The organism is Bacteroidales bacterium, from assembly GCA_021648725.1.
Lineage (GTDB): Bacteria > Bacteroidota > Bacteroidia > Bacteroidales > JAADGE01 > JAADGE01.
This window is the reverse complement of record JAKISF010000007.1, coordinates 96403-113307: the sequence shown is the minus strand read 5'-3', so window position 1 is coordinate 113307 and position 16905 is coordinate 96403. Positions and strand designations below refer to the sequence as shown.

At 34.0% G+C, this 16905-nt stretch carries 8 protein-coding genes and 1 tRNA gene; 5 read left to right on the top strand and 4 right to left on the bottom strand.

Features of this window, described 5'->3' with window-relative positions:
• Positions 1 to 212 precede the first annotated feature (212 nt).
• The gene (locus tag L3J35_04495; GenBank protein ID MCF6365442.1) at positions 213 to 7670 is read right to left on the bottom strand and encodes a choice-of-anchor L domain-containing protein; all 7458 of its coding nucleotides are present in this window, start codon (positions 7668 to 7670) and stop codon (positions 213 to 215) included.
• Between the two features lie 298 nt (positions 7671 to 7968).
• Positions 7969 to 9555, bottom strand: coding sequence for a hypothetical protein (locus L3J35_04490; GenBank protein MCF6365441.1), 1587 nt, complete (start codon positions 9553 to 9555; stop codon positions 7969 to 7971).
• A gap of 658 nt (positions 9556 to 10213) precedes the next feature.
• Here L3J35_04490 and L3J35_04485 point away from each other — a divergent pair.
• Positions 10214 to 11911: a hypothetical protein gene (locus tag L3J35_04485; GenBank protein ID MCF6365440.1), complete on the top strand. Its 1698-nt coding sequence runs from the start codon at positions 10214 to 10216 to the stop codon at positions 11909 to 11911.
• Between the two features lie 62 nt (positions 11912 to 11973).
• Here L3J35_04485 and folK read toward each other — a convergent pair whose 3' ends face one another.
• On the bottom strand, positions 11974 to 12477 hold the full coding sequence (gene folK, locus L3J35_04480; GenBank protein MCF6365439.1) for a 2-amino-4-hydroxy-6-hydroxymethyldihydropteridine diphosphokinase: 504 nt from the start codon (positions 12475 to 12477) through the stop codon (positions 11974 to 11976).
• 105 nt (positions 12478 to 12582) lie between these two features.
• On the opposite strand from folK, the gene L3J35_04475 reads away from it, so the two are divergent.
• The 4 genes from L3J35_04475 to L3J35_04460 all read left to right on the top strand — a co-directional run bounded on the left by L3J35_04475 (position 12583) and on the right by L3J35_04460 (position 15530).
• Positions 12583 to 12653, top strand: a tRNA-Gln gene (locus tag L3J35_04475).
• 118 nt (positions 12654 to 12771) lie between these two features.
• The gene (locus tag L3J35_04470; GenBank protein ID MCF6365438.1) at positions 12772 to 13671 is read left to right on the top strand and encodes a hypothetical protein; all 900 of its coding nucleotides are present in this window, start codon (positions 12772 to 12774) and stop codon (positions 13669 to 13671) included.
• 35 nt (positions 13672 to 13706) lie between these two features.
• Complete coding sequence (locus L3J35_04465; GenBank protein MCF6365437.1) at positions 13707 to 14252, top strand: hypothetical protein; 546 nt, start codon at positions 13707 to 13709, stop codon at positions 14250 to 14252.
• Between the two features lie 54 nt (positions 14253 to 14306).
• On the top strand, positions 14307 to 15530 hold the full coding sequence (locus L3J35_04460; GenBank protein MCF6365436.1) for a 3-deoxy-D-manno-octulosonic acid transferase: 1224 nt from the start codon (positions 14307 to 14309) through the stop codon (positions 15528 to 15530).
• A 50-nt stretch (positions 15531 to 15580) separates the two neighbouring features.
• Here L3J35_04460 and L3J35_04455 read toward each other — a convergent pair whose 3' ends face one another.
• On the bottom strand, positions 15581 to 16891 hold the full coding sequence (locus tag L3J35_04455) for a hypothetical protein (GenBank protein MCF6365435.1): 1311 nt from the start codon (positions 16889 to 16891) through the stop codon (positions 15581 to 15583).
• Positions 16892 to 16905 lie beyond the last annotated feature (14 nt).

Here is a 16905-nt window from a genome sequence, read left to right as displayed (position 1 = left end):
TTGACAACTTTATATTTACCTCTGCTTTTGGAAATAATTTGAACAGAAATACTACCCGAACGGTTCTTTAATTTTCTTAAAAACATGTACAAATATAGCTTGCAACACCCAATTCCCAAAATCACAATCTATAAATAAAGGGATACAGAGCTTTTTTCAAAAACCGACGAAAACAGGAAAAAGGAGCATTAAATTTGCTCCCTTATATTTTGTTATTCACTTTGTTTAAAAATCTTAATCGTTTTGCGTTGTTCTTTATTTCCTATCATTAAATAATAAATTCCTGCTGAATAACTTGAAATATCAATTTCAACAGAACCTCTGCCATTTGTTATTATATTTTCGTATAACAAAACTCCTGTAACATTTACTATTCTGACTGTTGATTTTTCTTTAACAGAATTATAATCAATTGTAAGCATTCCGTTTGTCGGGTTCGGATAAACATTTACAATCATGTTTTCAATATCTTTCACAGAATTACTGAATTCAACAGTATAATTTCCTTCAAATTCGCAACCGTTTTCATCCGAAACTGTAACGAAATAATCTCCGGGTAACAATCCGTTGATGTCTTCCGAATTTGCTCCGTTGCTCCAATCAAAAGTATATGTTCCTGCAGGTTCGGGAGTTAAGTCAATTGTTCCGTCATTACAAGTTTCACAAGAACTGTTGGTTATTATTTCACTAACATTATATGAAGGAATTACACCTACATCATACGACCTGAATTCTTCACACGAAAATTCTAAATCAGTAACAATAACAGTATAAGTCCCGCCGGGAATATCATGTAAGAAATCAGTTGTTTTACCGGTATTCCAAAGAACCGAATAACCGAGCGGAGCCCCTGAAATTGTTAAATCAATGCTTCCTACAGATTGCCCGCAAATATTATCTTGAACATTTTCCGAAATAGAAATATTATTACTGTCATCAATAACTTCTTCTGTAATAACATCAGAACAAGAAGAATTATCTGTAATTGTGCAAGTATAAGTTCCTGCCGAAATGCCTGTTAAATCTTCGGAAGTTGCTCCGTTACTCCAATCGAAAGTATAAGTTCCGGCAGGACTAAGGGTTACATCTATCGCTCCGTTAGAATTTCCGCAAGTTTCATCAATTTTTTCAGAACTCGCTGTAAATGCAACAATATTTGTGATTGTTTGAGATAAAGTTTGCACACAACCTGAATTTACATGCGTTATTTCACAGGAATAATCTCCTGCCGATAAATTATAAATGTCTTGTGTGGTTGCACCGTTGCTCCAAGCATAATTGAAACTTCCGCCGCCACCGCCGCCGGCACTTATTTCAATCAAACCGTTTTGTTGACCGCAAACTTCATTTTGAACATTGTCAATATTAATACTAAAGAATCCGTCACTTTCAATCGTAACTGTTTCATCAACTCTGCAATATCCGTCAATAAGCGAAATAACATAATCTCCTGATGTTAAGTCCGTAAAAGGCGGAACACCCGGAACGCCGTTAAGTTCATAAGTATAACTTCCGGAAACAGCAGCGTCATAATCAATTAACCCCCAACCTTCACCGCAAAAATCAGGTTCTGTATAAATATTAACTATTGCAAGTTCATTATTTTCAGTGTTTTCTACGGTATAGTTTTCGGATGTCATGTTGCAACCTGTGTTATCAGTAATCGTTACAAAGTAAGTTCCTGCCGTAATATTATTCAGGTCTTCACTTGTTAGTCCGTTATTCCAAATGAACGTGTACGGACTGTTTCCTCCTGTCGGAGTTATATTAATACTTGCATTTCCGGAGGCACACTCATCATTAACTATTTCGTTAAGCGTAACTGCAAGTCCGTTTGCATTATTTATTATACTTGCCGAGATATTTATTATACAACCTGAGTTATCAGTAATAATGCATGTATAAGTTCCTTCCGAAATATTATTTAAATCTTCGTCGGTTGCACCGTTACTCCATGCAAAATTATAAGGAGTATTTCCGCCTGTTAAGGTAATGTCAATTGCACCGTTATGGTTTCCGCAAGTTTCGTCTGTTACATCAATGTTTTGCAGAGCAAGTCCGTTTGTGATATTATCGACAAAGTAATTTTTCGTTATTGAACAACCGTAAAAATCTGTAATAGTAAGTTCATAGTTTCCGCTTGTAAGCGAATTTATATCTTCGGTAGTTTCGCCGTTGCTCCATAAAAATGAGGTAGGTTCATTTGCTCCCGTATAAGTTATATTTATTGCTCCGCCTGCATTTCCGCAACTTTCATCGGTTATGTCGGCATTTGTGATTGTGATTGCATTTGAAATATTTAAAATTTCCGCTGAAGTTTGAAGTTCGCAACCTGTTGCTTCCGTAACAGTCAAATTATATGTTCCTGCAGAAAGCCCTGTTAAATCTTCCGTTGTTTCTCCGTTATCCCAGTTAAAAGTATAAGTTTGAGTTCCTCCGACCAATGTTACGTCAATTTCTCCTTGTCCGTTATCACAATGTTCGTTTGTAATTTCTGTATTAATAATTGCAAAATCTCCGCCTATGTCTTCAACTGTTGTACTGTAATTTATTGAACAACCTTCATTGTCAGTTATTACGCAATTATAATTTCCTGCGTCAATATTTGTAAGGTCTTCGGTTGTTGCTCCGTTATTCCATGCAAAAATATAAGGTTCTGTTCCGCCTGCAACTGTAATGTCAATTGAACCGTTACTGTTTCCGCAAGTTTCATTTACAAGCACTTCGTTCGAAACATTAACATTTCCTTCAACATTCTCTACCACAACAAAATAGCTTAATTCGCAGCCATTTGCATCGCTTGCCGTGCAAGAATAAACTCCTTGATGTAAACCTGATAAATCTTGTGTTATTTCAGAATTGCTCCATAAATAATTTATCGGTTCCGTTCCGTTTGCAACTTCGGCATTAATTGAACCCGTTGCATCACCGCAATGTTCGGGAATTGCACTTATACTTGTTAACGTGAATGCTCCGGCATCATTAAGAATACTAAAGTCGGAAGAAACTATTTCGCACCCGTTATTGTCATTAATCGTAACATTATATGTTCCGGCTGTTAAAGCTGAAATATCTTCTGTTGTTGCTCCGTTGCTCCACGCAAAGTTAAAAGGTGTAGCACCGTTAACAGTAATATCAATTGCTCCGTTAGCATTTCCGCAAATTTCATCTGTTTTAGTAAATGATGTTATTTCAAGATTTCCTGTGTTATTTATAACTTCCGTACTGCCCGATACGGAACACCCGCTGTTATCCGTAATTGTGTAGTTATATATTCCTGCCGATAAATTTGAAATATCTTCCGTATTTGCTCCGTTGCTCCAAGAAAAAGTAATCGGAGTTTCTCCCCCGGTAAATGTTAAATCAATTGCTCCGTTTCCTGAACCGCAAGTTTCATCGGTAACATCAACAGCCGTAACCGACATTGTCGTTGATGTGTTGTTAATGTTGTACGGACCTGCATTAATTGAACATCCGTTTGCATCGGTAATTGTACAGGAATAAATGCCTGTAGAAAGGTTTGTTATATCTTCTGTTGTTGCTCCGTTAGTCCAGCTGAATGTTAGGGGAGTTGCACTTCCTGAAATTACAAGGTTAACTGAACCGTTACCGGTCCCGCACTGTTCATTCGTAACAATTGAATTTATAAGATTCAAATCTCCTGAATTATTATCTACGACAGCATTAGCATTAGTTTCGCAACCAATTGCATCAGTAACAATACAAATATAAGTTCCTGCGGAAAGGTTTGTTATGTCTTCGGTTGTTGCTCCGTTATTCCAATCAAAATTAATCGGATTTGCTGCTCCTGAAATCGTAATATCAACAGTTCCGTCAGCACTTCCGCAATTTTCATCAGAAATAATAATATTTGATACGGTAATTGTTCCGTTGTCGTTATTAATTGTTGTATTGAAAGATACAAGACATCCGTTTGCATCGGTAACTTCACAAGAATAATTTCCGGCATCAAGACCGTTTAAATCTTCATCGGAGGAACCGGTATTCCAAAGGAAGTTGTAAGGTGTTGTTCCCCCCGTAATTGTAATGTCAATTTCACCTGAATTATTATTGCATAGTTCATCAACGGGAACTATATTACCTAATGCAAGAGTTCCGCTTTCATTTATAATTATTAAATTACCGGTTGAAACAGAACATCCGCTTGCATCTGTGATAGTATTATTGTATGTTCCGGCAGAAAGATTAAAAATATCTTGTGTTGTTTGCCCTGTGTTCCAGATAAAATTATAAGGCGTTGTTCCGCCTGAAATAATAAGCTCAATATTTCCGAGGTTGTTGTTGCAAATTTCATTATCTACGTCAATACTGTTAATTGCAAGAGTTCCTGCTTCATTTTCAACTACATAAGCGGGAGTTGTAATTTTACAACCGTCTTCATCGGTAACAACACATGAATAAGAACCTTCGCTAATATTTATCAAATCCTCCGTTGTTGCTCCGTTTGACCATAAATACTCATAATATCCAAAGCCGAAAGGATTTCCGCCTTCGATAAGAATGTCAATTGTTCCGCTTGAATTACCGCAGATTTCATTAGTTGCATTACCCCAAGTTAAATGTAAATCTCCGGCTTGATTCGTAACCGTTGCCGAAGAATTAACAGAACATCCGTTTGCATCCGTAACAGTTACATCGTATGTTCCTTCGCTCAAATTTGTTAAATCTTCTGTTGTTGCTCCGTTGCTCCATTTGAAAGTATAGGGCAATGCTCCGCCGTTAACAGTAAGATTAATTTCTCCTTGTCCGTTTCCGCAAGTTTCATCAATTACGCCAATACCAAGAACTTCAATACCCGATGTTTGGTTAACGATTGTATAAGTTTCTGATAATTCGCAACCTTCGGCATCAGCAATTGAAACTATATAATTGTTTGCAGTTAAGGAGTTTATATCGTCGGTTGTTGCTCCGTTATTCCATGAAACAGTATAAGGAGAAAAACTTGTAAATATTGTTAGGTCAATTGCTCCGTTTGTTTGTCCGCAATTTTCATCAGTTAAAATAGCATTTGTAATTGCTAAATCACAATCGGGAATACAATTTCCGACATAATTTATAATAGTAAAAGTTTGATTTGCAGTACAAGAATTTGCATCGGTAACCGTAACCGAATATTCGCCTTGTGTAAGTTCATTAATATCTTCAAAAGTTTCTCCTGTTGACCAAACAAAAGTATATGGTTCAATACCTCCTGAAATCGAGATATCAATTATGCCTTCTTTGTCTCCGCAATTTTCATTTGTAATATTTGCAGTAATGCTTATAGGAGTTGCTTGCAAAACTTCAAAAGTATTAATTCCGGAACATCCTCCTGCATCGGTAACCGTAACTGTGTAATTACCGGGGATAAGAGGTGAGATGTCTTCTGTTATTGCTCCGTTGCCCCAATTAAAAGTAAAGTTCGGAGTTCCTCCTGATACAGTTAAATCAATACTTCCGTCATCGGCATTTACGCATGTTTCGGCTTCGGTTGTTGCTGTTAAGACCAAAGAGCCGTTGTTTGAAAGATTAAAATTATAATCATAATCGCAACCGTCATTTCCCTGAATATTAACTGAATAAGCACCGCTTGGTATTGCTGAAATATCTTGTGTTGTTGCTCCGGTGTTCCAAAGATATGCCACAGGATTAAAACCGGTAACGGCAATATCAATATTCCCGTTACTTACTCCGCAATCAGGCTCTGTTTGATTAGATGTAACATTCGGTAATGCAGGTTCGGTAATTTTAATAATTGAATCAGACTGGGGAGAACTTACACTTAAACTCCATTCAAAAATATATCCGTTATCAAGAATATAGAAGTCGGTAACAATTATTGTCCAAGTTCCGTTAAGTTCCGTACCGATAAAATCGGCAAGATTTCCTTCCGGTTGATATGAACCTGAGGGATAATAAAAATCTGTTAGTTCATTTCCGAAAGTTGAGATATATGTGTGTTCAGGCAGAAGCTGATTATCAACTTGATATGACATTGTACCATATGTCGGGGTAAGATTCCAAACATATTCATACCCTATACCGGGAGTTATATTATTTGCATTCCATTGGTCAACTCTACCGGAAGAAACCGGTTCTCCCATATCACAACTGTTGTTAGGGTTGCTGCCGATTAGTCCGTCACCTTCTGCCTTAAGAAGGACTTCTGTTCCGTTTGGTGCTCTCAAAGTAATTGACAGGTCATTTGCATAAGAATGCTCCATTGTTGCAGAAATTTGTTTGAATTGGTCTATTGTTTCCAAAGTTTCACCTGTGCCGAAACCTGTAACTTCAATTGATGTTTCGTAAGTAACACCTGTTCCTGTGGGTAAGAATGTTGTTCCTGCATTAAAAATATCACCGAAAACAATATCTTCCGCTTTACAACCGTAGCTGTCGATAATTTCAACAGAATAAGTGCCGGCAGATAAACCAACAATAGGGTTTGCTGTATATGAAGATGTTTCTAATGTAACCGTATCCGTAAGGTTTATAGTGTACGGAGCAAATCCTCCGGTAATTGTAAAAAGAACCTCTCCGTCTGTTGCACCGTTACAATTTGCACCTGTTTCTGTTGCTGAAAATTCAATCGGTTGAAAATCATCAATAAATAATGAGACGGTTTCTTGTGCTTGGCAAGGAGCCGGTGTATATGCTATTTCAATAGTTTCTTGCCCTTCCGTTATACCGTCGGAATAAGATTCTATAATAATTGTAGCACTTGTTTGTCCGGCAGGTATGATGATTAAAGGGTCTATGTGTTTATAATCAACTCCGTTAATAGCAGAACCTCCTATATTCAAAGGTATTTCAACATCATAATCAACGGCTTCGGCTAATTGAAAAGTAAAATCGGCTTCGATGCAACCTTCAAGAGCTGTATTGTTGTTACTGTAGGTTGATGAGCTTGCTGAAATATTTGCTTGAACAAGAGAATTTTCCTGTAATAAAACACCTGCATCAAATATGCCGTCTCCCGCATCGGCAATCATTAATTTTAATGTATATGTTTGACAAGATTGAAGACCTGATTTTTTAGCTGTCATCAAAGTTGTAAAACCGTCAAATTCTATATTTGTGTTTCCGTTTGTGTTATCGTGATAGAATTGCCAAAATAGGTCGTTATTTATTGTATTTATTGAAACAGGAACTGTTGTTCCCGGAACTATTGCAAGATTTTCTTCTCCCGTTATTCCGGGACCTGAAATATAAAAAGCAAAAACATCATTATAAGGGCTTCCTACAAATTCATTATACTCTTCTGATAAAAAGTTAAAGTTGAATTCTATTTCATCTGATTGAACTTCAAAATCAAATTGCAGAACAACTGCATCATACGTTTCTGAACCTGCCAACTGTGTTAACAGGGCATTGCCTGCCCCTCCGAAATCAGTTGATGTTTCTCCGCTACTGTTTGGTCCTGCTGCATCAAAAATACTTCCGGATGAAAGAATAACACCTGAATTAACATCAAGGCCGTTACCGGTAAAAGTAAAACTTCCGTATTGTTGAGTGTTTCCTGTTATTGAAACATTTGTAGCAGTAATATTTTCTCCGGCAAGAATATTTGCCAGTTCTTGTGCTGTATGTCCGTTATTAACTGTTAATTGTGATTTTGCTGAGAATGCAATTAAAAGTATTGCAAAAAGAAAAGTAAGTTTCGTCTTCATAAGTGTTTTTTTAATGAAAGTTCTTCGAGATATTATTTAACCCAAAATATGCATTAGAAATTCTATTACGGTATGAAACTACTTCAAAATATAACACTTCGTTACATTTTTCACATTAAGCATAGCGGTGCTATGCTTAATATAATAAAATGTCATATTTTATTGTATTTTCAAACCTCAGAACAAACTTCTAAAACATAATTTGGGTTTAAATATATAAAAACAGATATGTATATACCAAAAGGTTGCACCTAAATTTTACAATAAATACAACCTGAAGAAATGGGATATTAAAAAGCTATTCACAATCAGAGTCAGGGTCAAGCCTGATTGATTTATATTTCATTTTTTTAGGAGCATTATCAGGAGAAATTGTAAGTTTATCCGTAAATATAATTTTTCCTTTTAAATCAACAGAAATCTTATATGTTTTTCCCCATTTGGCAATGAAGATAAATCTCTTATTCTTATGATTAGGCTTTACTTTATATGATTCTTGTGTTTCAGTGTCTTTTATTGTTATTGAAATGTCGGGTAAGTCGTCTGAGCACTTTAAAAATACATCACCAATCATAACAGTAAGGTCAGCTCTTTTTACAGACTCAAGTGTTATAAGGTATAAATCATTATCCTTGCGGTTCGGATTTTTTTGAGATGAATAGTATGCTCTTTGTCCGTCAGCAGTAGGCATATAAAAAACATCATTCCCAACGGTATTTATCGGATAACCTATGTTTTCCGCTTTTGTCCAAGTTCCGAAATCTGTTTTTGTTGATTTAAATATATCGTAACCTCCAAGATTTTCATGTCCTTTTGAGCTGAAATACAGCGTTTTACCATCAGGGTGTATAAAAGGTCCTTCTTCGTTATACTTTGTATTAACAGCATTGCCAAGGTTTCTGGCAGGTCCCCAGATTCCGTTTCTTAACTTTTCTGACACATAAATATCAAGACCTCCGAAGCCTCCGGGGCGATCGCTTGTAAAATACAGATATTTCCCGTCGGCAGAGAGAGAAGCATGAGTTTCTCTGTCATCTGTATTTATGTTTTCTCCTAATTTATAAGGGGTGCTCCACTCTCCTTTTTCAAAAGTACTCATATAAATACTGCCGTAATCATCATCTTTGTAGATGAAAAGTTTTTGACCGTCAACTGATAAGCCTATTGAAGCTTCGTGTTTTTTTGTATTGATATTCATTCCTATACTTACCGGCTTTGTCCAAGCCTCGTTATGCTTTTCTGAAATAAAAATATCCTCATTATAATTTCCGTCTTCATCAATTTCTTCATTCCAACCGTTCGGTCTTCTTGACGTAAAAATAAGAACAGACTCATCAGCAGAAATTACCGGGCTATGATCTTGGAATTCAGAATTTATAGTATCTCCAAGACTTGTAATTTTAAAATTTATTTTATTTTCGAAAAGTTTCTGCCCATGTTCACATTTAAGAGTTTCTCTGTCAACTATTGTTGTAACATATTCATTTTTTACGACTTGCATTCTTAATTGCGACAGTTCTTCTAATGCAGCAATAAAAAGGTATGATGCTCGATAGGCTCTTGCAAGTTGAAATGAACTTTCTACATATTTTGATTTTGTAGCAGGTTTATTATAAAATTCTTTTGCTTTTTTAAAGTATTTTATTGATTCTTTTTCTCTTGTTTTCGTATTTAATAATGCAAAGCCCATTTTGTAATTAAAATCAGCATCATTAGGATTGTCTATCAAAAATCTTTCGTAAAAATCAATACTTTCTACAAAAATATCTCCTTCAATAAAATCTTCGGTAAGTTGGACCATATCAAGGTTTCCTTTTTGAAAAATTGCACATCCCTCAAAAAGTATAATACCAAAAATCAATAAATTAATTATTTTAAATTTCATTATTTATCGAATTTACTTATTGTTCATCAAATTCAAACACCGTATCGTATGGCGGTAAACTTATCGGTTTTTTGATTAAATATTACTCGGTCAATAAATTTCTTTATCAACATCTGTACATAATTAATGCTATTCCGTGAATTGAAGTGCTTCCATGAGATAAAATGTATTCTTTCTTACTCATATCAAATTTAACGCCAAAAAATGATTCAGAGGAATAATTGTTAATATCATGTATTCCTTTATCATTGTTTAATTGTTTCCCTGCACTACATGAAAAGTATAATTCCTTGTTGTTTTTTTAATACCCCGAGAATATTTTGAACCCGGTATAATTAAATTTATAATTTCTCCTCTATAAGAACATTTCAGTATTTTCCAACTTCATAAAGCTTGTTAAATATTATTTTAAGGATTGTTCGTAAACATTTATAATTATATTGAAAGTTATATTTGCGTAAAATTTCTTTAGTTGTATATATTTCGTAAAAGCATTACAGCATTTTATCAAAAAAATAAAATTTGTTAATTATTATGTCAAGCCTTATAGTGTTGACACAACAATATTAAAAAATAAAAAATGTAATCAAAAAAACTTGCAACATAAAAAATATTTATTTCCTTTTGAAATGTTTAAAACCTTAAAATACAAAAAACCATGAAAACCCTACAAAAATTTTCTTTATTAATTCTTGTTTCTATTTTTCTTTATTCAAGTGCTTTCTCGCAAGGTGTCATTATTTCAGGCAGCTCAGGAGATACCCCTGCAAGTTCTGCAATTTTTGAAGTTAAATCTACAACACAAGGTTTATTGATTCCAAGAATGTTAACGAGCCAAAGAGAACTAATTTCAAATCCTGTTTCCGGGCTTTTAGTTTTTGATACCAACTTAAATTCTTTTTTTATTTACGGAGACGGCAAGTGGGTTGATTTGTCAATGTCATCTGAAATTTGGACACAAAATGCAACAAATGTTTATTTAACAAATTCGGCACAAAATGTCGGTATAGGGACAAAAACCCCTTCAAGCAAGTTTGTGATTCAAGCAGATAAATCTAAAGCGGAAGATGATATTTTATTTGAAGTAAAGGATAAAACAGGAAAAACAATTATGTCTGTTACTTCGGTAGGTGTGAGAATGTATGTTGCAAACCCGGCAAAATCAGGCAAAGGGATTTCCGGCGGTTTTGCCGTAGGGAAATATGGAGCAGCGAAAGGTGTGGGAGATCTTCTAGTCGTAAATTCCGGAGCAACAAATATATATGTAGATGATGCTGCCGCAAAAGGGATTTCCGGCGGGTTTGCAGTCGGGAAATACGGTGCTGCTAAAGAAAAAGGTCTCGGAGATTTATTGATTGTAACAGGAGACAGTACACGAGTTTATACTGATGAATCATTAGGTATTTCAGGTGGGTTTGCAGTCGGGAAATACGGTGCAGCAAAAGATAAGAAATTTAAATATTTCTACACACATCCCGACAGTACAAGGATTTACTCAAACCCTTCTGCAAAAGGTATTTCCGGCGGGTTTGCAGTCGGGAAATATGGTGCAGCAAAAGCAACTTTTGATAAGTTTGTACAATTCACTAATAATAATGCATTTATCGGGCTGTCTGCAGGTTCTGAAACCACAACAGGAACTGAGAATGTTTTTATAGGTAAAAATGCAGGTATCCAAAATACAATAGGGAGCAACAATGTTTATATCGGCAACTTAGCCGGGAGTAACTCCGGTGCAACATTAAGCACCGGTAATATATTTATAGGAAACAGTGCGGGGTCAGGTGAAATAGGAAGTAATAAATTATATATATCTAACAACTCATCAAATTCAGCGGGAGCATTAATTTACGGTGATTTCACAACCGGGTCGGAAAGAGTTAATCTTAACGGAACACTTAGGTTTAACCGAGGGTTTCAGACGATAACAATGCCGACAACGAGAGGAACTGCAAATTATGTATTAACAACAAACGGAGCCGGAAGTACAAACTGGATTAATGTTAATTCTCTCGTATCGTTTCCTCCTTCAAACGATCCAAACTTAGTAATTACAGAACTGCTTGATTTCCCGATAGAAGACCCGACATTAACAACATTAGTTGTAAGATCAACAGATGTAGGAAGCCCTTCAAGAGTTTGGTTGCCGGATGTTAATGAAATACCAAGCAGAATTATTATAATAAAAAATTCAATGGTAGCAGGAGAATTAAGACAAATAAGTGTCGAGTCTATTGCCGGTGATTTAATTGACGGGCAAGTTACTCCGTTAATTATTAATTTTGGAGAATCATACACCCTACAGTCGAGCATTAAGGATGTAACGTGGTATATAATCGGGAAATCAATGCCGTAAGATGAGTTATGCTATATTTTAAAGCAGAGTTTAATATTGTTTTTAATAACCAACATCAGAAATTATTCTTTAAATAAGGTAACCATACTTTTATCTTCACACATTGTGTATATACAGTTAATATTTTTTTGAAATACAGGATGAATAAAATCCGGTGCAATTTGCATCATCGGCTTTAATACAAAGTTTCGGAGATGCAATTTAGTATGCGGAATTGTTAATTCTTTTGTGCTAATGACTTTGTCATCATAAAATAAAATATCAATGTCAATAGTTCTTGAAAGATATTTAGGTTTCCCTTTGAAAGTTACAGTTTTGTTTTTTCTGCCGAGTTCTTTTTCAATTCTTTTCAATTCTTTTAATAAATCTTTCGGAATAAATTCAGTTTCAATTTCAATTACTGCATTTAAATAATTATTATCATGGTATGACCAAGACTCTGTTTCAAAAACATCGGAAGTTTGAATAATATCTCCAAGTTTTTTATTAATCTTTTTTATTGCTGCTTTAATGGATTTGTGCCTGTCATTTTTATTGCTTCCTAATGATAAAAACACTTTCGACATATCTGAAAATTAATATTAAAAGATGCAAAGTATATTTTTTTAAATTAAATCAGAAAAATTTGCATAAAAAGAAAAAAAAATAATAATTTTGCATTCCTGAAATAATGACCTATGGTGTAGTGGTAACACATCTGGTTTTGGTCCAGTCGTCCTAGGTTCGAGTCCTGGTAGGTCAGCAAAAAATCCCGAAAAAACCTTTCGGGATTTTTTTTTGCTGAACTTTTTTTTTAACTTTATACTTTCATTTATAAAATATCATTTAAATAAATTTAATTAGTAACAAAAAATATTGGTATGAAAGCACCGTTTAAATTTTTAAAAATTGCATTTGCATCAGCAATGTTGCTTTGGTTTTCTGCTTGTGGAGAAGATGACAACGGAAACAATAAAGACAATGATACAGTTGCCCAAAATGTTGTTGAAATTAATGATGATAACTTAATTACTTATCTTATTCCTTCACCTAAGGATATGTTTGCATTTACAAGAGAGGGCGAATTGCAATATTCAGATAAAGTATTAAATAATAAAGAAAATGCCGAAAAATATTTAGATACAAAATCACTTGAAGTCGGTTTTGGTTTGTATTCTGCTGATTTAGCGTATGCTGCCGCATTTAATCAAACCGGTACTGCCGGCGAATACCTTAAAGTTGTTGAAGGTTTAAGTGATAAAATCGGTTTAGGTTCTGTTTTTTCAGAATCATTAATCGACAGATTTAAAAATATAGAGAGCAAAGATTCTTTATTAAAAGTTACAAACGATACATATTATGATATTGTTAAGTTCTTAGAAGAAAACGACAGAAATACATCTTTATCTTTAATTTCAGTCGGTGGTTGGGTTGAGAGTTTATATATCGTCACAACTCTTCAAAATAACTATGAAGAAGATAGTGAAATTATTCAATTAATTGCAGATCAAAAAAACATATTTGAAAATTTAATATTATCATTGCAACAAAGAGAAGCAGATGAAAATATAAGTGCAATTATAAAAGAACTTCAACCTATTAAAAATGTTTATGACCAACTGGAAGTTATTAAAATTGAAAATCCGAAAATAAGCAATGCAGAAGGCAATCAAATTGTAGTAGGAGGAACAACAAGAATCGTAATGACCAAAGACCAATTTAACAAGTTAAAAGAATCTATTGCTGAAGTAAGAAATAATTTGGCCGGTTCTAGCGTTTAATTAAAATAAATCAGATAATTAATAAAATGAATATTATGAAATCAAAACTTATACTAATATTGACAATTATTCTTCTTTTACCGCTATTTGCAGATGCACAAGCAAAATGCTCTGATTTTTTCAAATACCGGAGACCTGAAAATCCCTATGAATACAATGACCAATCAAGCAGTGCCGTTTGTGTTACCGGACAAACTTATGAATTTGTTCTGCCCTTGACAAAAGGAAAAGATTACAGAATAAAATTTTATGCTGCTGCTGTTTTTAACAACAGAATAAAATTTAAAATTATTGACGAAAGTACACACGAAACAGTTCTTGATTTACCCGGCGAAAGTTCTTCAAGAGAAGAAGGAACTTGTGTTTTAGCAGATTTTTATGATGATGATACCGGAAAATCATCTCATCCGTATTTTGATTTTTACCCCGTAACTTCTACAACCTTGAAAATAATAATGGAAGTTCTGCCGGTTCCGCAGGGAGAAAGTGATGACCCTAACATTAAAAAACAAATAAAACTAAACAGAGGATGTGTTACTGTTGTTGTTTTGGATAAACCGGCTGACAATACCTCTTTCTAAATAAACAATATTTTAATTTTAAAAGGTTGCTTTTTGCAACCTTTTTTCTGTAAGATGAAAATAACATATATTATTTCGGTTTTTTTATATTCTTTGCTTATTAAAGTTGCTTCCGTTTTTAATAAAAAAGCAAAACTGAGAAACAACGGAATAAAATCTACATTTAAAACTATTGAAAATTTTAATCCGAAAAAAATAATTTGGGTACATTGTGCCTCTCTCGGTGAATTTGAGCAAGGAAGACCTCTTATTGAAAAAATAAAGAAAGAAAAACCGGAATACCAAATTGCTTTAAGTTTTTTTTCTCCTTCCGGCTATGAAGTAAGAAAAAACTATAAATATGCCGATATTGTTTTTTATTTGCCCGATGATTCAAAAAAAAATGCAAAAAAGCTGATACAACTTCTAAAACCCGAACTTGCCTTTTTTATTAAATATGAATTTTGGTATCAATATTTATCCGAATTGAATAAAAATAATATCCCTGTTTATCTAGTTTCCGGTATTTTCAGAAAAAATCAAATCTTTTTTAAACCCTACGGAGGGTTTTACAGGAAAATATTACATAATTTTAAGTGCCTTTTTGTTCAAAATGAACTTTCAAAACAACTTCTTAAAAGTATTGATATTACTGATGTCAAAGTTACCGGAGATACACGTTTTGACAGAGTATTTGAACTTTCTAAAAACAGAAACGAAATTGAGATAATTGAGAAGTTCAAAGAAAACTCTTTCGTTCTTATTGCGGGCAGCACATGGAAGCCCGACGACGAGATTATTATTAAATTTTTCAACCAAAATAAACCCGGTATAAAATTAATACTTGCTCCTCACGAAATAAAATCTGAGAACATTAGTCGAATTATTAGGATGTTCGATTACCGGGTTTTAAAATATTCTGAAGCAAACTTACAAAATATATCAGAAGCAAATATTTTATTAATAGATAATATAGGACTGCTCTCCTCTTTGTATTATTATGCCGACATTTCATATATAGGCGGAGGTTTCGGAAAAGGAATACACAATACACTTGAGGCTGCTGTTTTCGGTATGCCGATTATTTTCGGTCCGAAATACGGTAAGTTTGATGAAGCAAAAGAACTAATTAAGCAAAATGCTGCTTTTTCAATAAGAAATTATCAAGAATTTTCAGAAATAACAGATAAATTAGTAATTGATTCGGAATTAAGAGCAAAATCAGGGACATCTGCAAAACTATTTGTAACAAATAATATCGGTGCAGCTGAAAAAATATTAACTTCTGCTCTAAATTAAAAGAGGCTGCCTTAAAAAGGCTGCCTCTTTTTGATTATCAAAACTTTTATTTATTCAACAAGTTCAGGACCGGAAGTGTACTCAAATTCACCTACATTTATACATTTATAAGTAACAGTATATTGATTTCTCACACTGTTTTCTCCGTATGTATTGTAAGTTATCGCATAATAAACCTGAACACCGTTTAATACCGGTACAGCATCAGGGTATTTACCTTCAAGAAATACTCCTATTGCCTCATTTATCCTAAGTAATATTGCTTCGCTTGCTTCTTCATCAGATAACCCGTCTAATAAACCAAGCGGATCGTAATCTCTTCGTTTATAAAGTTTTAAGTAAAAATTATTATAATATGAACTTGCACCGTAATAATATTCTGCTGTTTCAGGGTAGTATGCATCTAAATATTCATTCGGAATATCCGGATTATTTGCAACATAGTCTATTACTATTTGATAATCTTCTGAAAGAGCCATTGTATATCTTATGGTAGGATCAAAAACCCACTCTGTTCCGCTGTGAACAAACGGGCTTATTTTGCTTACTGAATTAACCCACCCTGTTCCGTCAAATACATAGGCGTCCATTACAGAGGCTGTTGAACTTCCGTCATAATACTTATAAACAACATGAATCTTATCATTATCAAAAGCGTAAGGATAATTATTTTTCAAGTAAACAGGCAAGTAATGTTCGGGGCTTTTTGATGCTGAAAAATTCAAGTAATTACCTGTAATTCCGACACTGTTATAGTCTTCATCTGAAAAAATGTGAAAATCAGAAGGCGTTACCCATGCTCCGTCTTCATAAACAAAAACCAAGTTTGTATCAACTGCTGCCGCAAAACTGTCGCCGTATCTGCAAGAAAAATAATAAACATAGTTTGATGTTGTATCAACATCGGCAAATATTAAATATTCAGAAGGCTCTACAACTGAAGAAAAGCAAGTATCTGCAATTCCGAACATATTTGTATAATCGGCATCTAACATTTTTTTAACACTTATGCTGTCATATTCATTAACACTATATTTATATTTTATGTTTATTGAAGATGCACTGTCAAGAGCAATGTAATTGTTTTCCAAGAAAGCCGGAATTAAATCTGCTGCAGAACGAGTAATCGAAAAGCTGTTGTATGTATCTAAATCATACGCAATTGTGCTGTCAGAAGATGTTGTTGCAGCCGAAAGGGCTAACTTTTTTATGGATGTATAATCGGCATCTGTCAATTCGTAATCAAATGTTTCATGATACGGAAGCTCTGCAGCATCAATCATATCATAAATATCTTTATTCGGGTTGCATGCCAAAAACAACATCCCGATAACTGCTGTGAAAATTATATATTTTTTCATTTTAAGAAATTTTA